Below are 20,255 nucleotides of genomic sequence, written 5' to 3'. Positions count from 1 at the left end.
CGATCATTCTCCTATGCTTAGCTCCCTACATATTCGTGATTTTGTTATCGTCGAAAAAACCGATCTACATTTTGAGGACGGTTTTACTGTGTTTTCCGGTGAGACCGGCGCCGGTAAATCAATTTTAATTGATGCCCTGAGCCTGGCACTGGGTGGTCGCACCGATGTGGGTGTGATTCGCGAGGGCTGTGAGCGCACTGAAATCAGTGCCGTTTTTGATCCCAGTCCGGCCGTTGCCGACTGGCTAAAAGCCAATGGTTTCCGTGATGAGGAGTTGATCTTACGCCGTATTATCACGCAACAAGCCAAGAGCCGTGCCTTTATTAATGATAGCCCTTGCACCTTGTCGCAACTTAAGGCACTAGGTGAGATGCTGGTCGATATTCATGGACAGCATCAGCACCAGAGCCTACTTCAAAACACAGCTCAACGGCAATTACTTGATGCCCATGCACAGCTTGGCGGATTATTAACCTCATTAGCTGAACGTTGGCGTATTTGGCAGGAAAATCAACAAAAATTAGATGATTTTTTAAAGCACGAGCAGCAACGCAAATTAGAGCAAGAGCATTTGCAATGGCAAGTTCAAGAGCTAAGCAATCTTAAGCCTCAAGCCGATGAGTGGGAGCAGATTGACCAATCCTTTAATCGCCTCTCCAATGCCGCTGCGCTATTAGAAGGTGCGGGTGCGGTGGTGGAGCAGCTTGACGGCGAGGAGCAAAGCATTATCACCATGCTTAATCGCTGCCTACAAAAGATCCAGCAGCTTTCAAGCCATGATTCGAGTTTAGCCCCGATCGCTGAAAGCTTAGACGCGGCACGTATTTGCTGTGTAGAGGCCACGCACGATTTAAATCGCTTTTTGGATGAGGTGGAACTCGATCCTCAACGCCTAGAAGAAACCGAGCGCCGTATGCGTCAATTGTTTGATGCCGCCAAAAAGTTTAATAGCCCACCAGAGTCATTGCACCTTGTCTTAAGTGATTTAGAAAGCCGCTTAGCCGAGTTGGAGTTCGGTCTTAACGTCGATGCCTTGCAGGAACTGGTTGCACAAAATAAGCAGGCCTATATGCAGTTAGCCGAGGAGCTATCCGCTGAACGTCAAAAAACGGCCGCCACACTTTCTAAGATGGTGACTGAGGTCATGCAAACGCTTGCGATGCAAGGTGGTCGCTTTGAGGTTGCACTACAACCCGCCGCACCCTCTATTCACGGCATTGATCAAGTGCAGTTTAATGTGGCTGGTCACGCTGGCACCACGCCGCGCCCCTTAAATAAAATCGCCTCTGGGGGTGAGTTAGCACGCATATCCCTTGCCCTCTCGGTCATTGCCAATAAAGCGGGTCAGGTACCTACGCTTATTTTTGATGAGGTGGATACGGGTATTGGTGGCGGTGTCGCTGAAATTGTCGGTCGTTTACTTAGACAATTAGGCAGTGATCATCAGGTACTTTGTGTTACGCATTTGGCTCAAGTCGCCGCTTGTGCACACCATCACTTTGAGGTTAGTAAAGAGGAGCAAGACGGCACCACCCGCTCGAGCATCAAGCCACTCAACGAGCAGCAGCGTATACATGAAGTCGCCAGGATGCTGGGCGGCCTCAATATCTCCGAGACCACATTAAAACATGCCGCAGAGATGCTTAAGCACTAAGCCTTTAGCAAAAAATAAACCCCTGATAGCTGAGCAAATCTGCAAACGCTATCAGGGGCGATGATTTGTAAGCTGCTAAGTCACGCCATTAGCGAATTTTCTTTGCACATTGACTGCAAATACCGTAAAGCACTAAGGCATGGCTCTCTAAGACAAAATCATACTTTTGAGCGATGATATGTTGACGCTCCTCAATGGCCTCATCAACAAACTCAACCACTGTCTTGCAAACGGAACAAACCAAATGGTCATGATGACTACCATCATCAATTTCATAGACCGCACGACCATTATCAAACTGATGCTTAGTTAAAATACCCGCTTCTTCAAACTGCGTTAGCACACGATATACCGTGGCTAAACCGATCTCAGTATTTTCATTAAGCAATATACGGTATACATCCTCTGCACTTAAATGACCGGCATCAGGACGTTGGAAAATTTCTAAAATCTTTAAGCGAGGATAGGTCGCTTTTAAACCCATGCTTTGTAAGGCCTGTGATTCACTCATGTATACCCCCAAAATTAACAGTCATCACTCTGTCGATCATAATGCAATTAAAAAATAAGACGACAGTAAAGCGCTTAAAAAATGAATAAATACGATTAGTAAACTTGCAACGCCCCATTTTAACACAATGAAACTCGAATCTATAGATAAAAGCTATCAGCTAAAAACGATCTAATCAGAATTTTCTATAAATAAACGCTATGAGCTAAGCGCCACTTAGCTAAATAAAAATCTATTTGCGCTATCCCTAGAGTAATTTGTGATTTAGTGCTTATGCTAGAATTAAACGTTAATATACATGGTCAGCGATAATCTTTTTTTCAGCTTAAATTATTTTACAGAGTATGCTTATGAATCAAGTTGCCAATAACAAGGTCTCACCATCAGGCGTAGCGATCAAATCGGGTAGCGCCGGTATTGCAAAGCTGATAGCCGTTGCAGCCCTCGTGACCTTAGTCGGCTGCTCATCGGGCAAGTGGGGCTTCCCCTATCGAGCACCGACACAACAGGGTAACTGGGTAACTGCGGAGCAGGTATCCTATTTACGCCAGGGCTTTACTAAAGACCAAGTTCTATATGCACTCGGTACGCCTACTCTGGTGGACATCTTCCACCCTAATCGTTGGGACTACCCATATCACTATAAGCCGGGTTATGGTAAGCCAGTACATCGCAACCTTTCTTTATGGTTCGATGAAAATGACTTATTAGAGCGCTGGGCGCATGATCCCCTACCTGAAGGTCAGCCAGCCGATTTTGAGACACAGCGTTCAAGTATTTCTGCCACACCTGAGAACCCCGAGTTTGATGCTAGCGCAGCAGCCACAGAGGATGGTTTTCAAACGACGCCGCTAGCAGAGTAGATTTGATTAATTTATTGTTATAGGATTTTTTATGCGTATTGCAGTTGCCGGTGCCAATGGTCGGATGGGTCGCATGCTCGTTGAAGCAGTTATTAATCATCCTGAGTTAAGCCTTGCTGCCGCACTTTGTCTGCCGGGCGCTGATGAAGAGGGGCGCGATGCGGCGGACTTTCTTGGTATGAAGTCTGGCGTAACCATCAGTAGCGATTTATCCGTGCTCGCACATGCTGATTGTCTCATTGATTTTACTCGACCAGAGGGTACACTTAATCACCTTACAGCATGTCAAAGCCATGGGGTTAAGATGGTCATCGGCACCACGGGCTTTAGCGCCGAGCAATTAGCTACGCTGGAAGCGGCCGCAAGCGAGATTGCTATTCTTTTTTCACCCAATATGAGTATTGGCGTCAATGCGCTTTATTTACTTTTAGAAAAAGCAGCGCAACTTTTCAATGACGACTACGATGTTGAAGTCTTTGAAGCTCACCACCGCAACAAGGTCGATGCCCCCTCAGGTACAGCCCTTAAAATGGCTGAGGTGGTGGCGCAAGCCAAGGGGCGTGATCTAGATAAGATTGCCGATTGGGCACGTCACGGCGTGACGGGCGTACGTGAAAAAGGCCGGATTGGCTTTAGCGTATTTCGCGGGGGCGATGTGATTGGTGACCATACGGTAAGCTTTGCAGGTCCAGGCGAGCGGATTGAGCTCACACACAAGGCAACTAACCGCACCATCTATGCCTCTGGCAGTATACAAGCTGCCCTCTTCCTTAGGGACAAGAATAAGGGCTTCTACAGTATGCGCGACCTGATGGTCTAGCTAGACCACAAAGGTAGGCTCAGGCTCCAAGTGGACGTTAAATTTATCCCACACGTCCGCTTTTATTTTATCCGCTAATTGCGCAATATCCTCAGCCGTGGCGCCGCCACCATTGACGAGCACCAAGGCCTGTCGCTGATGTACCGCCGCACGCCCCAAGGCTCTACCCTTCCAAGCGCATTGATCAATTAACCAACCAGCCGCTAATTTATAACGACCATCAGCCTGTTCATAAGATGGCATCGTGGGGTATTGCGCCTTTAAGTCATGATGGCATTGAGCATCAACGATAGGGTTTTTAAAAAAACTACCTGCATTACCGATTTCTGCTGGATCGGGCAATTTAAAGCGACGTACAGCACAAACCTGATTAAACACCTGCGCAGCGGTGATCCTATCAAGGCAGGCATTATCCACTTCATCTAAGAGCGGCTTTAAATCAGGGTAATTTAATTGTGCCTGCCATGGACGCGGTAATTTAAAGGTCACAGAAACAATTAATAAACCACGTCCACCCTGCTTAAAATAACTATCCCTGTAGCTAAAACAACACTGCGCATTACTTAAGGTAGCAAACTGCTTTGTTGCAAAATCAAAGACCTCAACCTCGTAACAAAAATCCTTAAGCTCCCTACCATAGGCTCCAATATTTTGTACCGGGGCTGCACCCACCGTGCCCGGTATCAGGGCAAGATTTTCTAAACCATGCCAACCCTGATCCAAGCAGTACTGTACAAAATCATGCCAAAGCTCACCGGCAGCCGCTTTAATTAAAAAATAATCTGCTTCTTCTGCAAGTAACTCAATCCCTTTTAGTTGGTTATGCACAACAAAACAATCTATTTGTGGCGCTAAAACAACATTACTACCACCACCTAAAATAAAAACTTGCGCTAATAAAGCCTGCTCATGCAGATACTCAGCAAGTGGCAATAACTGTTTTTTTTCTTTTAAATCAATATATTGCTTTGCTTTAGATGACAAAGCAAAGGTATTAAAACGGCTTAAATCCTGCTGAGAGGTGATAGATGAGGCAATTGATGTAGATAACATTTTTTTGACATGACTAATTTCTTAATGCTAAGATTATATCTTAGCTTGATTGATGACTTAGCTTTTTCAAAAGCACCTGACTAATTCAAAGTCGCTTCGATGATGTTTTAGGCTTTTTGTAGTAATCAAGTCACAAAAAAAGTTTTTAAGTAAATTTTTTACAACAAACTAAAAAAACTGTTGACAAGCTTAAAAACACCATATATAATTTTAATCTTTACTAATCACTGATTAGCAAAACGATTAAAATAAATGCGGGAATAGCTCAGTTGGTAGAGCGCAACCTTGCCAAGGTTGAGGTCGCGAGTTCGAGACTCGTTTCCCGCTCCAGATTTAAAAACCCGGTCACTTGACCGGGTTTTTGCTTTTCTGCCTACGCCTGATCATTGCTTTGTGGTATTGGCATTTTACCTCCCTGCCCTGCTCATCACACTAAGCATCACATCCTCATGACCACGAGTGACAATGGATAAGTTCCAAGACGCTTATAAAAAATGCAAAAAAAAGATATAATGCCTATCTATAAAGGCATTCTTGACTCTTAAAGAGGATACTTTATAATTAACCTGGTTCGGCCTTGATAGCCGAGCTCCTGCTTTTTACCCGTATGTCATGTTATGACTCGAGGCACTTATCATGAAAAGAAGAAGTTTTTTACTGACACCGCCTGCCTTGGCGTTAGGCTCCCTTGTTTTACCTAATAAAGCCATTGCGGCTCCCTTAGCCATTCACAGCAACTCGACCCTATTAGCACGCCGTGGCAAGGGTCCACGCATCGTAATTTGCGGTGGTGGCTGGGGTGGTTTGACCGCGGCACGCTATCTAAAGCAGAAACTACCTGAAGCTGATGTGATTCTCTTAGAGAAAAACCCGACCTTCTGGTCCGGTCCCATGAGCAACAAGTGGCTAATTGATGTGGTTAATACTGATTTTGTTAATCACGATATGATTGGCGTCGCCAATAAATACGATTACACACTTATCAATGTTGAGGTGACTGGTTTTGAACGCGACAAGAAAATTGTCCGCACAGCCAGAGGCGCCATTGATTACGACTACCTAATTTTAGCTGGTGGTATTCGCAATAATTACGAAGCTTGGTTCGGCGAAGACAGAGAGGCTGCCGAATTTACCCGCAAACACTTCCCTAACGCCTACATCCCCAACCAGGAGATGTTGACGCTGAAGGAAAAGGTAAAAAACTTTAAAGGTGGCACCATTGTCATGACCTTACCGCCACCACCACACCGCTGCCCACCATCGCCCTACGAGCGTGCCTGCTTAATGGCGTGGTACTTTAAAAAGCATAATATCCCCGCCAAGATTATTATCTTAGATCCTAAGCCAGTGATCGCACCGATTACCGAGGGCTACAAAATGGCTTTCGAAGAGCTTTATCCGGATATTATCCAGCACGTGCCGAATGCCGTGGTTAAAGAAGTGGATCCATATAATAAGAAAATCGTCACCGCCGCCGGTGAATTTAGCTTTGATGATGCGGTATTAATGCCGCCACATCAGGCCTCTGATATGGTTTGGTACGCTGATTTAATCGTTAAAGACAAAGACGGTAAACTCGGTGATTGGGCCGATACGCATCCACGCTTATTTACCGCAAATAGCGATGAGGACGTCTATGTGATTGGAGACTCCGTCGGCTTTATCTCTGATCAATTCGGCTACTATCCTAAGAGCGGTCACGTAGCAAATGCGCTGGCCAAGATTGTGGCACAAAACATCTATGAACGCGTTAAAGGTCAAGAGGTCGTACCGGTACTACCCGACAACCTCTGCTATATGCTGGTTAATGCGGAGCCACGTGAAGCAATTGCCGTTATCTTCGAGTATGAATTAGATGCTAGCGGCAAGGTGATTCAAACTCAAATCGATATGGATGTCAGAACCCCTGACTTTGTAGAAGAAGACTTTAAGTGGATTAAAAGCAAGTTCGACGATTTCTTATAAGTCCAACTTTTTCTACGCCATCTTATAAGTTGCACTGCCCTTCTTTACTACTAGGGCTGTGCACTTACTCACCCAGACAAGTATCAAGGTTTTTTATTCATGGCCAGAAAACACGAAAGACGTGAGTTTTTACGCATACTATCAATGACGGCCTTGGGCACCGCGCTTTATAGCGGCGGGATTATCTCAGGTTTAAGCTTATTAACACGAACTGCCCAGGCTCAAAGCGGCTCGGCACCTGCCCCTGTCGCTCAAGAGGAGGCGTTGCAAGGTGCCTCGATGGCTGAGGTGCAAGCATTAATTGACAACTTTGTCGGCGACAAAAAAGTGATCGACGAGGGTTTACGTATGATCATGGACCCTCTAGCGAGCAACCCCTCCAGTATCCCGATAAAAGCCGTGTTAGATGAGGAGATGAGTGAAAGCAATTATTGTGAAGAGCTGATCTTTATTACCGAGGGTAACTCGATTCCACTTGCTTGTCGTTTTAAATTTACACCACTCGCAGGCACCACGGAAGTGAGCTTCAGAACACGCCTGATTGATGCGCAATATATCCGTGCTTTAGCACGCATGAATGACGGTCGTATACTGAGCGCCAGACGTTATGTGACGGTCGTTGCCGGTGCCTGCGGCATGTAACTTAGGAGAGCCTGATGATAGAACAAAAGCCACGAATTTGGCTCAGTAATGCCACGCCCGCCGAGGGGGAAATGGTGCGTGTACGGGCAGTCATTGTGCACCGCATGGAAACGGGCCTGAGGCTAAATAGCGAGGGCAAAGCCATTCCGCGCAATATTGTTAATAAGTTTACGGCCACCTTTAATGGTGAATTATTATTGGAATGGGCGCCGGAAACAGCGATTGCACAAAACCCCTTCCTTGAATTTACCTTTGTTGCCAAAAATTCCGGCAAACTCGTCATGCGCTGGGAAGATGATGAGCAGCAGATAATCACCAGCGAAACTGACATTACGCTTAGTTGATTTATTCCTTAAAGGTTTATCTATGAAATTCTCCTCCCTCAAGCTCGTCGCCTTTTTGCTAACGACGGTGGCTGGACTCAGTCTAGCCCATGCTCAAGACCACGCTGCAACGCCACTCTTTGATGCCACCGCTTTGGCTCATAGTTGTTTAAACTGCCATCATGCCAATGGCACGCAAGCCTCGGCTGAGCGCATGGCGATCCCTAATATTTTTAATCATTCTGCTGAAACAAACTACCAGTTATTGGTGGCTTTTCAACAAGAAACGCTTCCACCTAACACCACCATTATGAATCGGTTAATAGGTGCTTTTAATGAAGATGAACTAAAAGCAATTGCTGAGGCAGTTGCTAAGATGAAGGTGGCACAGTAATGATGAGCAAAAAAATTAATTTATCTCGCCGTCAATGGCTTAGTCAAGTAGCCCAGTTTAGTGCGGCCGGTGCGGCGATTAGCGCTTTTCCAGCCATTGCCGCTAATGCCTCTGCTCATGTGGTTATTGTCGGCGGCGGTTTTGGTGGCGCAACTGCCGCACGCTATGTGAAGCGCTTTAATCCAAGCATTAAAGTCACCTTAATCGAGCCTTCCAAAACCTTCTACACCTGCCCTTTCAGCAATTTGGTCTTAGGCGGACTTAGAAGTATGGAACAAATTGCGCATAGTTACGATCAGTTAAAGGCCTTTGACATTGACGTGATTCATGATTATGTGACTGCAATTGATGCGGATAAAAAGACCGTAAGGCTCCAGAGCGACAATGACATTTCCTATGATCGCTTGCTATTATCCCCTGGGATTGATTTCCGTTGGAATGCGCTTGAAGGCTATGATGAAGCTGCCGCCGAACGAGCGCCACATGCTTGGAAAGCGGGTGCACAAACGGTACTTTTAAAAAAGCAGTTAGAGGCGATGCCGGACGATGGAAACTTCGTCATGGTAGTACCAGAAGCCCCTTTCCGCTGCCCGCCGGGCCCGTACGAAAGAGCCAGTATGGTGGCCCATTATTTAAAACACCATAAACCCAAGACCAAATTAATTATCCTCGACGCACAGGAAAACTTCTCCAAACAGGCTTTGTTTGAACAGGGTTGGAATACATTTTATGCTGATATTATTGAGCGCATACCCCTATCCTTAGGTGGTAAAGTGACTCGCATTGATGCTAAGGCGCTAGTGGCTGAAACTGAGTTTGGTGACGTGATTAAGGCCGATGTGTTAAATGTGATTCCACCACAACAAGCCGGCTTAATCGCTCAACAAGCAGGCGTAACTAATGAGAGCCTGTGGGCACCGATTAATCCTAATACCTTTGAATCTACCTTAATACCAGGGATTTATGTGGTGGGTGACGCAACCATTGCCGCACCAATGCCTAAATCAGGCTTTTCTGCCAATACACAAGCTAAAGTGGCCGCTGCTGCTATTGTGGCAGATCTGGCTGGCAAGGAAGCGACGCAAGCTCACTATGCGAATACCTGCTACAGTTTAATCGCACCGGATTACGGGATTTCTGTGGCTGGTGCCTATACAGCGCTTGACGGTAAAATGGTTGAGCGTTCGGGTGGTGTTAGCCCGATGGATGGTGATGCTGACTTTAGAAAGCGTGAAGCCGACTACGGCGCGAATTGGTATGAAGCGATTTGCTATGATATCTGGGGCACGAAATTCGCCTAGACTGTACGCCATTTAGATCACTCTTTCCGATGGCGAGCTGGGAAAGTATTAAGCCTTATTTAGAATAATCTAAATAAGGCTTAGTGTCATTTGTGGGGCGACTGTTCACATGGACCTTGAGCCGCCGAAGATGGAGACTAACGGAACCAGCCTGCAGCCTTTAATCGCGCCGCCTGTTGACGATTCAAATCAGCCGCTGCCTGTTCTGCATAAGCGCGCTCACCACGTTCATAACGGGGTGGAGCCTTACGGCAACTACTTGGTGATAATAGACAACGGTTATCTGCTTTAGGCGCAGCGCTGCCACCATAGGTGGGTGTCTGCTTGCTACCACAAGCTGCTAAACTTACCAAGGTACCTACTAAGACAAACCTAGCCACTGTGCTGAAAAACTTCACCGCTTCTCTCCGACATTAAAATCACTGATTGATTTTACTACAACTATTTTTTCTTGCAATGGCCTTATAGCTGAGAGTTTATTCTCGCAAAAACGATTTTAAGCTTGCATTATTTACTAGTTGTGCTATCATTTACTGCTTAGGTTGGCGCGATAGCAAAGTGGTTATGCAGTGGATTGCAAATCCATCTAGAGCGGTTCGATTCCGCTTCGCGCCTCCACCGCTTCCTTTCAGTAGCTTTCACAAGCTGTCTAAATCAAATCATCCAAAAACCACAGAGCAAGCAAAAAAGCGATGAGCAAAAGAACGGCAACCCGTTCATAGACTCGCACACGTTTCGATGCCTCTAAGTACATTTCTCTTTCTTCTTCGGTCGAATTTAGGCCGTAAAAAGGATCTAGCTTTGCGCACTCAGTGTCAGGAAACAAGTTAATAAACATAGCGAAGCTACCCCATTCTTAACACAGGCCGAAAGCAGAACGTGCTGGGGCATTACCCTCTACCATGTGATGTGATTACACCTTTTTCGTACACCCCCTACTTACACTTCCTTACTTCTCTTACGCCTGTTTTGCAAACATTTACTAAATATCAATCCACGGGCTCGATTGCCTTGTTACTATGAAGCTGTAAACAATAGTTAGAAGTTAAAGTTTATAAGCTTGGAAGGGCTTAGTTTTAAGTCATTTTTGCTTATCAAAGCAATTGTCATTATCAACTAGGAACAGGAGATTATCATGAAAGGTATTATTTTATGGTTGATGGGTGTACCCATCTTCGTTATTATCTTGCTTTATTTATTCGTATTCTAAATAGACCATTCCCTGTCACTTAGGACAGGACAAATCAAGCCACCGGCATTTCTTTATTGAATTCGGTGGCTTTTTTAGTCAAACTATAGTTTTCAACAACGACATACTGCTTATCAATCATCATGCCTGCACAAGGCGCGTGAGAAGTTTATGACCCTTGAGATTTTTCTTGTAATTGCAATCACCCTCGTTGCCATGGTGCTGTTTATCACTGAAAAAATGCGCTTTGATGGCATTGGTATGTTAGTGTTGGGTAGTTTGGTCGTCTTTGGACTCATCACGCCCACGCAAGCCCTCGCTGGTTTTAGTAATGAGGCAACCATTACCATTGCTGCCATGTTTATCTTGGCTGCGGCACTTGAAGACACAGGAGCCTTAGACTTTCTTGATAAGCTTTTTAGTCGGGTTAAGTCGCCACTTGGCTTTTACCTATTACTGTTTCTCGTCTTAGGCATCGTCGCACCATTTGTTAATAACACGGCGGTGGTTGCGGTACTGATTCCAATTGTGATTAGCGCCAGTTTAAAAATCGGCATTTCTCCCTCCAAAACCCTCATCCCGCTATCCTTTGTGGCACAAATGGCTGGCGTGATGACGCTTATCGGTACCTCGACCAACTTAGTTGTAAACTCGGTCGCCAAGGAGGAGGGCTACCGTGGCTTTGGCATGTTTGAGTTCCTACCACTGGGACTGATCTGTTTTATCGCTGGCTGTTTTTATTTAATCACCCTTGGTCGTAAGCTACTGCCAGATGTGAAAAGCTCAGAATTAGATAACCTCTATGAGTTCGGGCACTATGTGACAGAGCTTTACATCACCGAGGACTCGCCCTTAGTAGATAGCTCTTTTGCCGATGAAGACATTGTCCAAGATTATAAGATTTATTTAATTGAAGCCAGACGCAATGGGGAGATCATCAGCTCACCACGTTCTTCCAAACTAGATGAGGGTGATATTTTATTAGTGCGTGGGCGCTGGTCCGACATCTTAAAGCTGACGGAGGACAAAAAGCTCAAGGTCAATAATCAGCTCCAATACGGTAAGAAAGTGCCTGAAGATGCTAAATGGATGATGACGGAGGTGATGATTGGACCAACCTCATCAGCTGCTGGTAGACGGCTCGTGCTGTTTAATCGTACGTGGACGTATAACACCTTAATTTTAGGGATTCAACGTCGCGGTAGTATTATTCGTAATAAATTAGATAGGGTACGGCTTCAGGTGGGGGATATTATTATGATGGCTATCCCCGAGGACGACTTACCAGCGCTGCGGCGTGACAAAAGCGTCATTATTCTCTCACAAAATCATGCCCCTACCAATAAGCGTTGGAAAGGTCCTATCTCCTTAGCGATTGTGGCTGGGGTGATTTTGGTTGCGGCCATTGGCTGGATTCCAATTGCGATCAGCTCCTTAATTGGCGCCCTATTGCTAACGCTCACTAAGAGTATTCGAGCGGATGAGGTGTATACACAGACTAACTGGCCTATTGTGATATTAATGGCTGGCTTGATGCCGCTCGGTGTGGCGATGAATCAAACCGGTGCAGCGGAATTTATTATTTCTAATAGCTTAGGCTATTTCCAGGACTTCGGGCCGCATGTGATGTTGGCCATCTTGTATTTACTAGCCTTATTGATGGCAGAGATGATGAGTAATTCGGCTGCAGCAGTGCTATTAACCCCATTGGCTATGTCCACGGCTAAGCTCCTGGGCACCGATCCGACGCCGTTTTTAATTGCCATTACCTTCTCCGCCTCCACCAGTTTTATTACCCCGATTGGTTATCAAACCAACACCATGGTCTATGGTGCAGGTGGCTATAAATTTACCGATTTCTTTAAAGTGGGGATGCCGCTGAACTTGATTTTCTGGGGGCTGGGCGTGTTCTTTATCCCAATCTTCTGGCCCTTTTATAATTAATCTTCAAAGGCCGCAGCGGCTCGTTGTAAGCGATCGTTGACGGCCTCCCAACTTTGATCCTCCGGCAAAGGCTGTACTGCGATACGCGCATAGCCTTGCTGATCCAACTCCCGCAACAATCGGTATAAACGCTTAGCATATAGCGCTGCGTCCAGCGGCATCTGAATATAATCCACGCCAGGATGCGCAGGAAAGTGCGCAGGCTCAAACACCAACACGGCCCAAGTGGCTTTGACCTGCTTAGCCTCGGCTCTAGGAATATGGTTAATGACTTGAATAATAGCAGCCTCTGAGCGAGGTAACCATTGCAACAGGGTTTTAGGTGCGTAATGTGCTTTAAGACTACCCGAGACCTGCGGCGCATTCTCATCTTTACTACGCGGCTCATAGCCCAAAACCTCAGCCAATTGACGCCTGCTAATATGGCCCGGTCTTAATAAGGTTGCTGGTACGCCCTCAGCAATACGCGACAGATCCACAATGGTCGACTCAATCCCGACCTCAGCATCCTCACCCGCTAACACCCAAAGCTCACCCTGTTCTACCTCACGCGCAAACTCAGCGAGCACGTGCTGATACTGTGTGGGTGAAACCTGACCAAATTTATTAGCCGACGGTGCGGCCACCCCACCCTGCCCATTCGGCCTTTGTCTGGCAAACTCTCGCAATAAGGCTTGCGCCGTTGGGTGAGACGGACAGCGTAGGCCCACGCTCTTTTGACCACCACTCACAGCGGCAGGAATATGCTCAGCGCGTTCTAAAATCAAGGTTAAGGGACCAGGCCAAAAGGCCTTAATCAGTAATTCCGCCTCATGAGGAATCTGCTTTGCCCAATAGGACAAATCCGCTTCCGGCGCCAAGTGCACAATCACTGGATGGTTACTTGGTCGCTCCTTGATTTGATAGATTTTTGCAACGGCCTGTGAGTTTTCAGCGTCAGCGCCTAAACCAAATACTGTCTCAGTGGGAAAGGCAACTAAGTCACCTTGGTTTAAGCGCTCAGCGGCCGCTTGAATTGAATGGATCAACATGAAAACACACTAGTTTCTACTTAACTCTGCACCCAAATGCAAAATATCACTGACTTTTTGAGCGGTCTCATACAAGGTGTCAATATCAGCATGAATAATATTAACGTGACCCATTTTGCGTCCAGGACGCGGCTCGGCCTTACCATAAAGATGTAATGACACACCTGCCAAGGATAACACAGCAGCCCAATCTGGCTCCTGAGCCTGCGCCTCATCCGCCACAAACCAACTATCACCCAAAATATTCAGCATAATGGTCGGTTGCAATAAACGGGTATCGCCTAATGGCATACCCGCCATCACCCGCACTTGCTGTTCAAATTGTGAACAGGAGGTAGCATTCATTGTGTAGTGACCGCTATTATGCGGGCGTGGAGCAATTTCATTCACCACTAGCGTAGGATGGTCGGGACTCAGCTTAGCGGCATCGAGCACAAAAAACTCGACACACATCACGCCAAAATAGTTTAAATTTGAAGCTAATGCCTTGGCATAATCAATGGCTTGGGCAGCGAGCTCCTCAGGGACTAGACCAGGATACACCGTGGTGCTGGAAAGAATCCCATTAATATGATGATTTACCCCCACTGGGTAAGTGACGATGTCATCCTCTAAGTTACGCGCTAGCACCACCGATAACTCATAGGCTAAAGGTAATTTCGCCTCAAGTACGCACTCAACCTCACCGAGGTCCTTAAATGCCTGCTTCGCTTCTGCGAGATTATTAACAATCGCTTGGCCTTTGCCGTCATAGCCTAAACGCGCTGCTTTTAAAATACCTGGGAAAAGTGCTGCCTCAACACGATCCAAATCCTCAAGCTGACGAATGGCAGCATGCTCAGCCACTGGCACACCAGTCGCACGAATAAAGGATTTTTCAGAAATACGGTCTTGTATCACCGCTACTGCTGAAGCTGCGGGTGTCGTGCGCACGGTATAGGACAACTGCTTTAAGGATTGCGCAGGGACATTTTCAAATTCCGTGGTGACAGCACGCACGGCGTCAGCCATTTGCTGTAGCGCATCCAAGCTTTCATAATCTGCGCTAATATGCTGTTCGGCAATTTGTCCTGTGGGACCGTCTGCCTCTTGACCTAGGGCAATCACCTTATAGCCCATGGCCTGAGCGGCATGGCAAAACATACGACCTAACTGACCGTCACCTAACATTCCTAAATACTCGCCCGGATGGATTTTCTCATGATAGGCTGGAGGCTGTGACATACTACGCCTCCGGTGGCAGTGTCATGGCACGTGCCTTTTGCGTTTGAGTGGAGCGATAAGCTTTGAGCCTTTCGCGCAAGGCGGCATCCGTCATGGCTAAATTAGCAATAGCATGTAAAGCAGCATTGGCCGCACCGGCTTCACCAATGGCAAAGGTGGCGACCGGCACCCCCTTTGGCATCTGTACGATGGAATGTAAGGAATCCTCACCACGCAGATAACGTGATGGTACAGGCACACCAAAGACCGGCACCTCTGTCATGGCTGCCACCATACCGGGTAGATGCGCTGCCCCACCGGCGCCAGCAATAATACAACGTAGACCACGCTCATAGGCCGTCTCGGCAAAAGCCACCATATCTAAGGGCATACGATGCGCTGAGATAACCTTGGCCTCATGCGGTACCTCAAACTGCTCCAACAGTTCAACCGCATGACGCATCACCTCCCAGTCACTGGAGGAACCCATAATCACTGCGACTTTTACATCCTCTTTGGCAGAGCTCATATAAAATCCTTCACTTAATAATTAAATACTTTGACCAGTTAAAATCACTAAGGCTTCACGGTATTTGGCGGCGGTTTTATCAATCACCTCTTGCGGCAGACGCGGTGCCGGTGGGGTCTTATCCCAATCTTGCTGCTCTAACCAATCGCGCACAAACTGCTTATCGTAGGAAGGTGGATTCACTCCCTTTTGAATACGGTTTGCTGGCCAAAAACGAGAGGAGTCTGGCGTCAGCACCTCATCCATCAAGTGTAGGCGACCCGCTTTATCCAAACCAAATTCAAATTTGGTGTCAGCAATCACCACACCCTTAGTCTCAGCGTATTCCGCCGCTGTTGTGTATAGCTTTAGGGTGACATCACGAATCTCTTCGGCCATTTCCTGTCCGACTTCGGCCACCACGTGATTAAAGTCGACATTAATATCATGATCGCCCACCTCAGCCTTGGCCGCTGGGGTAAAAATCGGTTGTTCAAGCTTTTCGGCTAATTGTAAACCACGTGGTAACTTAACCCCACAAATCTCACCCGTGCTGCGATAGTCCTTCCAGCCAGATCCAATAATATAGCCACGTGCGACTGCCTCAACTAAAATCGGTTGCAAGCGCTTAACAATCACTGAGCGACCCTGCGCCTGTGCCAGCTCCTCGCCGGATAGCACATCCTCAAGCCGCAAATCGGAGCTATGGTTAGGCACAATATGCGCTAGCTTTTTAAGCCAGAAATTCGTCATCTCTGTGAGCACCTGCCCCTTACCCGGAATGGGATCATCCAGGATCACATCGAAGGCTGAAATACGGTCCGTTGCAACAATTAAAAAGTGATCCTCACCCACCGCATACATATCACGCACTTTACCGCGTGCAACCAGCGGCAATGATTGGATGGTAGATTGATAAATTGCAGTCGCCAAAACACTATCCTTTGATTTAACTATCAAATTATTAAAAGATTAATTTTAACATAGGAGTGCCTTAGCTAAAGGCTAGACGCAAAAAACCGGTGCGACAGATGACTGTGGCACCGGTATGGGAATCTATCCGTCAGCGGATAGCTTGTGCTGGTGGCTAATTACTTAGCAGCTCGCTGAATTGCTTCGCCACCGGCCTCAATGTCTTCACCCGCACCCTGTACTGTATTACAACCAGTAGCGAACACTGCGCCAGCTAAACCTAAGGCTAATACAAACATGCGTGTTAATTTACTTAGTTTCATAAGAACCCCTTAATTTAAAAAACTTTTTGATGGTAATCTCAGCCACTCGTTAATAGCTAAGATAGTTTCATTTTAAAGCGTTACGCCCTTTTCCTCCACCAATAAAAGGTGTCAAATTCTAAGCAAACACCCTAATTATGTTATTTTTCTTTAAAAACTAAAATCTTTGTGACAAAATAGGCTCGTAAAAATCACGCTAAGGAGGAATATATCATGCGATTTTTAACACGTCTGTCAACACGTTTGATGGAACGCTATTTACCTGACGCTTATATTTTCGTCATTCTTTTGTCATTAGTTGTTTTTGTTTTAAGTGCTTTTACCAATCAAGCACCGCTCAATGTAGTGGATTATTTCGGTAATGGCTTTTGGGGTTTAATGGCCTTTACGGTACAAATGACCATGGTGTTATTGTGTGGCTCGGTGATGGCTAAAAGCCCATTTTTTAAACGTATTTTAATATCCTTAGCAAAAGCACCTAAATCAGCCGGCATGGCCATTATGATGGTCGCCTTTTTAACTGCGCTCGCCTGCTGGATTAACTGGGGTTTTGGTTTAGTCTTAGGCGCGCTCATTGCTAAAGAGGTCGCTAGACAACGTAATGACACTGACTATCGCTTATTAATTGCCAGTGCCTATAGTGGCTTTGTGATTTGGCACGGCGGTATTGCTGGCTCTATTCCGCTGAGCATTGCCACCGCCAAGCACCCTTATGAAGCACAGATCGGTGTGATTCCAATCAGTGAGACACTTTTTTCTACGGGCAATCTGATTATTTGCGTGGCATTATTAATTTGCATCCCGATTCTTTGCCTATTGATGCACCCGTCCAAGGAGGAGCGTGTCATTATCGATCCTAAGCTATTAGAGGAAGCAGAGCCTGAGGCTAAACCAGTGCAAATGACGCCGGCTGAGCGCCTCGAGCATAGCCGTCTTTTAAACCTGATCATCGGCGTCTTAGGCTGGATTTATATCATCAGTTACTTTGTTAAAGGTGGTAGTTTAAACCTAAATATTATTAACTTTATCTTCTTCTTTGCAGGCATCGTGCTGCATGGTACCCCGCGTAATTTTATCAATGCGGTAGATGATTCCGTGCGCGCGGTGGGACCTATTTTAATTCAGTTCCCTTTTTATGCGGCGATTATGGCGATGATGGTACAGTCCGGTTTGGCAGCAAATATCACCAATGCCTTTGTCAGCGTGGCCTCAGAAAAAACCTTCTATGTACTGTCTTTCCTCAGTGCCGGCTTGGTTAATTTCTTTATTCCGAGTGGCGGTGGTCAATGGGCGGTGCAAGCGCCGGTGATGATTGAAGCGGTTAATCAGATGAATGCCATGGGCGCCAATATCGAGCAGGCGAAAATGGCCATGAGTATTGCTTGGGGCGATGCCTGGACCAATATGATTCAGCCATTTTGGGCCTTACCAGCACTAGCGATTGCCGGTCTAAAAGCACGTGATATTATGGGTTTCTGCCTCTTTACCCTCATTGTGTCAGGGCTGATTATTAGCAGCGTATTCTACTTTGTTTTCTAATCCAGAAAGCTTAACGGGCGGCATCTAGCCGCCCGTTTTTATTTCAATCTCAATCCTACTTCTCACGATAGCTGTCGTGACAGGACTTACAGGACTGACCTACGCCCGCAAAGGCTTGCTTGAACTTAGCTAAATCACCGCTTTCTGCGGCTTTTTCAAGCTCAGCAACGGCATCAATCGAGGCTTGAGCCTTTTTATTAAAATCGTCTTTGTTAGACCAGATTTTATCCGAGGCTTTACCACCCTCACGACCATCCGCAAAACCAACCCACGGCAGATTGATAAGCGTTGATAATACTTGAGCATTAGCCTTGACTGCATCAGCATCGTACTCAATATCACCACGCGCTACGCCACCTAAACGAGCACCAAATACATCACCGATTAGCTTAAAAGCCGCTTGACGATACTCAACGGCATCATCGGTTGACTCAAAATGGTCCTTAGCCGGTGTAACTGCTAAAGCCGCGGTGCTGGCAAAAGCACAGCTTGCCACGATGGCAGCACTTAATAATTTTTTCATCATCTATTCCCCTAAAATCAATGTAGCAATAGGTGCGCAACATCAAAAAACAAAATTATCAACTTGGTACCGAGCGAAAAATCCCATCGGTACCTCATTGACTTGTCAATTATAAGTAAGCTTTAACTAAAGAACAAGTAACGACTCTTTTAGAATATTGCAAATTATTTCAATTAACCCTTAAAGGCTTTTGCTAGTTTAGCGGCATGCCCGATGTAGCTGCGCGGTGTTAAAGCTAATAAATATTGCTTTGGCGCCTCAGGCAAATCTAAACCATGGATAAACTCGCTTAAGGCAGCTTCAGTAATGCCTTGACCGCGTGTTAGAGCCTTCAACTGCTCATAAGGTTGTGGTAAGCCATAACGACGCATCACGGTCTGCACCGGCTCTGCAAGGATCTCCCAACACTGGTCTAAATCCTCGTCAATTACCTGGGCATTAAGCTGCAACTTGCCCATACCCTTAAGGCAAGAATCCCAAGCCACCATGCAATAACCTAAACCCACGCCTAAGTTTCTTAACACCGTAGAGTCGGTTAGGTCACGCTGCCAACGTGAAATCGGTAATTTTTCAGAGAGATGACGAAATACGGCATTAGCAAGACCTAAATTACCCTCTGAGTTTTCAAAATCAATCGGGTTGACTTTATGTGGCATGGTAGAAGAACCCACCTCGCCCTCTTTTAGGCGCTGCTTAAAGAAACCTAAGGAAATATAAGACCAAATATCACGGTTAAAGTCGATCAGGATGGTATTAGCACGAGCAATGGCATCAAAAAGCTGCGCCATCCAATCATGTGGCTCAATCTGAATGGTGTATTCATTTTGTGTCAGACCTAAGCCAGTTAAAACCTTTTTACTTAAGGCTGGCCAATCTACCTCAGGATAAGCGCTTAAGTGAGCATTATAGTTACCCGTTGCACCATTTAATTTGGCTAAGGGTTCCACCTGCTCAATCTGAGCAATAGCACGCTGCAAACGCGCCGCAAAGTTAGCAAACTCCTTACCCATGGTGGTGGGGCTAGCTGGCTGACCATGGGTACGGGAGAGCATCGGCTGATCGGCTAAATCATGGGAAAAAGCCACCATCTGAGCTAGCACTTCTTTTAGCTTAGGCAATAGCACCTGATCCCTTACACGCACTAACATCAAGGCGTGGGACGTGTTGTTAATATCTTCGGAGGTGCAGGCAAAGTGAATAAACTCTGCGGCTGCCGCTAAGCGCTGATGATCAGCCACTTTTTCCTTAAGAAAATATTCTACAGCCTTCACATCGTGGTTAGTGGTTTTTTCAATTTCCTTAATACGGACAGCACAGTCCTCAGAGAAATCACTGACTAAACCGTCCAATACTGCAACTGCTTCGGCATCAAAGGCGGGTAACTCAGGTAAACCGGCCTCGGCTAAGGCCTTGAGCCAAGCCACTTCAACCTCGACCCGATGAGCCATAAAACCAGCCTCAGAGAGAAAAGGACGTAAAGCGTCAGCGCGCGTAGCGTAACGACCGTCAATTGGTGATAAAGCGTTTAGTGTTGTTAATTGATCCGCAATTTTCATA

Annotated in this window: 20 protein-coding genes and 2 tRNA genes; 12 read left to right on the top strand and 10 right to left on the bottom strand. The window is 46.4% G+C overall.

Going from position 1 to position 20,255, the window contains the following annotated elements; all coding sequences use genetic code 11:
• Positions 1 to 13 precede the first annotated feature (13 nt).
• The gene (gene recN, locus A3GA_RS0101985) at positions 14 to 1,654 is read left to right on the top strand and encodes a DNA repair protein RecN (RefSeq protein ID WP_018025711.1); all 1,641 of its coding nucleotides are present in this window, start codon (positions 14 to 16) and stop codon (positions 1,652 to 1,654) included.
• 88 nt (positions 1,655 to 1,742) lie between these two features.
• Here the strand turns inward: recN and fur are convergent, their stop codons facing one another.
• Positions 1,743 to 2,165 (bottom strand): ferric iron uptake transcriptional regulator, encoded by a 423-nt coding sequence (fur, locus tag A3GA_RS0101980; protein WP_018025710.1) that lies wholly within the window; start codon positions 2,163 to 2,165, stop codon positions 1,743 to 1,745.
• A gap of 350 nt (positions 2,166 to 2,515) precedes the next feature.
• Between fur and A3GA_RS11140 the strand changes: the two genes are divergently transcribed.
• Both A3GA_RS11140 and dapB read left to right on the top strand, forming a co-directional pair.
• Positions 2,516 to 3,028 (top strand): outer membrane protein assembly factor BamE, encoded by a 513-nt coding sequence (locus A3GA_RS11140; RefSeq protein WP_018025709.1) that lies wholly within the window; start codon positions 2,516 to 2,518, stop codon positions 3,026 to 3,028.
• 31 nt (positions 3,029 to 3,059) lie between these two features.
• Positions 3,060 to 3,848 (top strand): 4-hydroxy-tetrahydrodipicolinate reductase, encoded by a 789-nt coding sequence (dapB, locus tag A3GA_RS0101970; RefSeq protein ID WP_018025708.1) that lies wholly within the window; start codon positions 3,060 to 3,062, stop codon positions 3,846 to 3,848.
• On the opposite strand, the gene murB is transcribed toward dapB, so the two are convergent.
• Positions 3,849 to 4,901, bottom strand: a complete 1,053-nt coding sequence (murB, locus tag A3GA_RS0101965; protein ID WP_018025707.1) for a UDP-N-acetylmuramate dehydrogenase — start codon at positions 4,899 to 4,901, stop codon at positions 3,849 to 3,851.
• 254 nt (positions 4,902 to 5,155) lie between these two features.
• Here murB and A3GA_RS0101960 point away from each other — a divergent pair.
• From A3GA_RS0101960 to A3GA_RS0101935, 6 genes are all read left to right on the top strand, one after another.
• Positions 5,156 to 5,231 (top strand) — tRNA-Gly (locus A3GA_RS0101960).
• A gap of 306 nt (positions 5,232 to 5,537) precedes the next feature.
• Positions 5,538 to 6,866 (top strand): FAD-dependent oxidoreductase, encoded by a 1,329-nt coding sequence (locus A3GA_RS0101955; protein WP_018025706.1) that lies wholly within the window; start codon positions 5,538 to 5,540, stop codon positions 6,864 to 6,866.
• A gap of 99 nt (positions 6,867 to 6,965) precedes the next feature.
• The gene (locus A3GA_RS0101950; RefSeq protein WP_018025705.1) at positions 6,966 to 7,508 is read left to right on the top strand and encodes a thiosulfate oxidation carrier protein SoxY; all 543 of its coding nucleotides are present in this window, start codon (positions 6,966 to 6,968) and stop codon (positions 7,506 to 7,508) included.
• A 14-nt stretch (positions 7,509 to 7,522) separates the two neighbouring features.
• Positions 7,523 to 7,852 carry a thiosulfate oxidation carrier complex protein SoxZ gene (gene soxZ, locus A3GA_RS0101945; RefSeq protein WP_018025704.1) on the top strand — a complete coding sequence of 110 codons (330 nt, stop codon included), beginning with the start codon at positions 7,523 to 7,525 and terminating at the stop codon, positions 7,850 to 7,852.
• A gap of 22 nt (positions 7,853 to 7,874) precedes the next feature.
• Positions 7,875 to 8,225, top strand: coding sequence for a c-type cytochrome (locus A3GA_RS0101940; RefSeq protein WP_018025703.1), 351 nt, complete (start codon positions 7,875 to 7,877; stop codon positions 8,223 to 8,225).
• Positions 8,225 to 9,526, top strand: coding sequence for an NAD(P)/FAD-dependent oxidoreductase (locus A3GA_RS0101935; protein WP_018025702.1), 1,302 nt, complete (start codon positions 8,225 to 8,227; stop codon positions 9,524 to 9,526). The genes A3GA_RS0101940 and A3GA_RS0101935 overlap by 1 nt, the downstream gene beginning before the upstream one ends.
• A 137-nt stretch (positions 9,527 to 9,663) precedes the next feature.
• Here A3GA_RS0101935 and A3GA_RS0101930 read toward each other — a convergent pair whose 3' ends face one another.
• A complete protein-coding gene (locus tag A3GA_RS0101930) occupies positions 9,664 to 9,924 on the bottom strand; it encodes a hypothetical protein (protein ID WP_018025701.1) in 261 nt (86 codons plus the stop codon).
• Between the two features lie 146 nt (positions 9,925 to 10,070).
• Here A3GA_RS0101930 and A3GA_RS0101925 point away from each other — a divergent pair.
• Both A3GA_RS0101925 and A3GA_RS0101910 read left to right on the top strand, forming a co-directional pair.
• Positions 10,071 to 10,144 (top strand) — tRNA-Cys (locus tag A3GA_RS0101925).
• 742 nt (positions 10,145 to 10,886) lie between these two features.
• Positions 10,887 to 12,659: an SLC13 family permease gene (locus A3GA_RS0101910; protein ID WP_018025698.1), complete on the top strand. Its 1,773-nt coding sequence runs from the start codon at positions 10,887 to 10,889 to the stop codon at positions 12,657 to 12,659.
• Here the strand turns inward: A3GA_RS0101910 and A3GA_RS0101905 are convergent.
• The 5 genes from A3GA_RS0101905 to A3GA_RS0101885 all read right to left on the bottom strand — a co-directional run bounded on the left by A3GA_RS0101905 (position 12,656) and on the right by A3GA_RS0101885 (position 16,636).
• The gene (locus A3GA_RS0101905) at positions 12,656 to 13,690 is read right to left on the bottom strand and encodes an L-threonylcarbamoyladenylate synthase (RefSeq protein WP_018025697.1); all 1,035 of its coding nucleotides are present in this window, start codon (positions 13,688 to 13,690) and stop codon (positions 12,656 to 12,658) included. The genes A3GA_RS0101910 and A3GA_RS0101905 overlap by 4 nt on opposite strands.
• 9 nt (positions 13,691 to 13,699) lie before the next feature.
• On the bottom strand, positions 13,700 to 14,914 hold the full coding sequence (locus A3GA_RS0101900) for a 5-(carboxyamino)imidazole ribonucleotide synthase (protein WP_018025696.1): 1,215 nt from the start codon (positions 14,912 to 14,914) through the stop codon (positions 13,700 to 13,702).
• A 1-nt stretch (position 14,915) separates the two neighbouring features.
• Positions 14,916 to 15,422: a 5-(carboxyamino)imidazole ribonucleotide mutase gene (purE, locus tag A3GA_RS0101895; protein ID WP_018025695.1), complete on the bottom strand. Its 507-nt coding sequence runs from the start codon at positions 15,420 to 15,422 to the stop codon at positions 14,916 to 14,918.
• Between the two features lie 21 nt (positions 15,423 to 15,443).
• The gene (locus tag A3GA_RS0101890) at positions 15,444 to 16,334 is read right to left on the bottom strand and encodes a phosphoribosylaminoimidazolesuccinocarboxamide synthase (protein ID WP_018025694.1); all 891 of its coding nucleotides are present in this window, start codon (positions 16,332 to 16,334) and stop codon (positions 15,444 to 15,446) included.
• 158 nt (positions 16,335 to 16,492) lie between these two features.
• The gene (locus tag A3GA_RS0101885) at positions 16,493 to 16,636 is read right to left on the bottom strand and encodes an entericidin A/B family lipoprotein (protein ID WP_018025693.1); all 144 of its coding nucleotides are present in this window, start codon (positions 16,634 to 16,636) and stop codon (positions 16,493 to 16,495) included.
• Positions 16,637 to 16,849: 213 nt separating this feature from the next.
• On the opposite strand from A3GA_RS0101885, the gene A3GA_RS0101880 reads away from it, so the two are divergent.
• Entirely contained in the window at positions 16,850 to 18,175 is a 1,326-nt protein-coding gene (locus A3GA_RS0101880; RefSeq protein WP_018025692.1) for a short-chain fatty acid transporter, read from the top strand.
• Positions 18,176 to 18,230: 55 nt separating this feature from the next.
• Here the strand turns inward: A3GA_RS0101880 and A3GA_RS0101875 are convergent, their stop codons facing one another.
• A complete protein-coding gene (locus A3GA_RS0101875) occupies positions 18,231 to 18,701 on the bottom strand; it encodes a c-type cytochrome (protein WP_018025691.1) in 471 nt (156 codons plus the stop codon).
• A gap of 170 nt (positions 18,702 to 18,871) precedes the next feature.
• Entirely contained in the window at positions 18,872 to 20,254 is a 1,383-nt protein-coding gene (purB, locus tag A3GA_RS0101870) for an adenylosuccinate lyase (protein WP_018025690.1), read from the bottom strand.
• Position 20,255: the final 1 nt, after the last annotated feature.

The organism is Oligella urethralis DSM 7531 (assembly GCF_000372065.1).
In the GTDB taxonomy this organism is placed as follows: Bacteria; Pseudomonadota; Gammaproteobacteria; order Burkholderiales; family Burkholderiaceae_B; genus Oligella; species Oligella urethralis.
The sequence above is the reverse complement of the archived record's forward strand: the minus strand, read 5'-3'. Positions and strand labels throughout refer to the sequence as shown.

What these genes read in the sequence shown, in the direction of transcription:
- recN (WP_018025711.1), top strand. Translation starts at nt 14, where the DNA reads ATGCTTAGCTCCCTACATATTCGTGATTTTGTTATCGTCGAAAAAACC.
- fur (WP_018025710.1), bottom strand. Translation starts at nt 2,165, where the DNA reads ATGAGTGAATCACAGGCCTTACAAAGCATGGGTTTAAAAGCGACCTAT.
- A3GA_RS11140 (WP_018025709.1), top strand. Translation starts at nt 2,516, where the DNA reads ATGAATCAAGTTGCCAATAACAAGGTCTCACCATCAGGCGTAGCGATC.
- dapB (WP_018025708.1), top strand. Translation starts at nt 3,060, where the DNA reads ATGCGTATTGCAGTTGCCGGTGCCAATGGTCGGATGGGTCGCATGCTC.
- murB (WP_018025707.1), bottom strand. Translation starts at nt 4,901, where the DNA reads ATGTTATCTACATCAATTGCCTCATCTATCACCTCTCAGCAGGATTTA.
- A3GA_RS0101955 (WP_018025706.1), top strand. Translation starts at nt 5,538, where the DNA reads ATGAAAAGAAGAAGTTTTTTACTGACACCGCCTGCCTTGGCGTTAGGC.
- A3GA_RS0101950 (WP_018025705.1), top strand. Translation starts at nt 6,966, where the DNA reads ATGGCCAGAAAACACGAAAGACGTGAGTTTTTACGCATACTATCAATG.
- soxZ (WP_018025704.1), top strand. Translation starts at nt 7,523, where the DNA reads ATGATAGAACAAAAGCCACGAATTTGGCTCAGTAATGCCACGCCCGCC.
- A3GA_RS0101940 (WP_018025703.1), top strand. Translation starts at nt 7,875, where the DNA reads ATGAAATTCTCCTCCCTCAAGCTCGTCGCCTTTTTGCTAACGACGGTG.
- A3GA_RS0101935 (WP_018025702.1), top strand. Translation starts at nt 8,225, where the DNA reads ATGATGAGCAAAAAAATTAATTTATCTCGCCGTCAATGGCTTAGTCAA.
- A3GA_RS0101910 (WP_018025698.1), top strand. Translation starts at nt 10,887, where the DNA reads ATGACCCTTGAGATTTTTCTTGTAATTGCAATCACCCTCGTTGCCATG.
- A3GA_RS0101905 (WP_018025697.1), bottom strand. Translation starts at nt 13,690, where the DNA reads ATGTTGATCCATTCAATTCAAGCGGCCGCTGAGCGCTTAAACCAAGGT.
- A3GA_RS0101900 (WP_018025696.1), bottom strand. Translation starts at nt 14,914, where the DNA reads ATGTCACAGCCTCCAGCCTATCATGAGAAAATCCATCCGGGCGAGTAT.
- purE (WP_018025695.1), bottom strand. Translation starts at nt 15,422, where the DNA reads ATGAGCTCTGCCAAAGAGGATGTAAAAGTCGCAGTGATTATGGGTTCC.
- A3GA_RS0101885 (WP_018025693.1), bottom strand. Translation starts at nt 16,636, where the DNA reads ATGAAACTAAGTAAATTAACACGCATGTTTGTATTAGCCTTAGGTTTA.
- A3GA_RS0101880 (WP_018025692.1), top strand. Translation starts at nt 16,850, where the DNA reads ATGCGATTTTTAACACGTCTGTCAACACGTTTGATGGAACGCTATTTA.
- A3GA_RS0101875 (WP_018025691.1), bottom strand. Translation starts at nt 18,701, where the DNA reads ATGATGAAAAAATTATTAAGTGCTGCCATCGTGGCAAGCTGTGCTTTT.
- purB (WP_018025690.1), bottom strand. Translation starts at nt 20,254, where the DNA reads ATGAAAATTGCGGATCAATTAACAACACTAAACGCTTTATCACCAATT.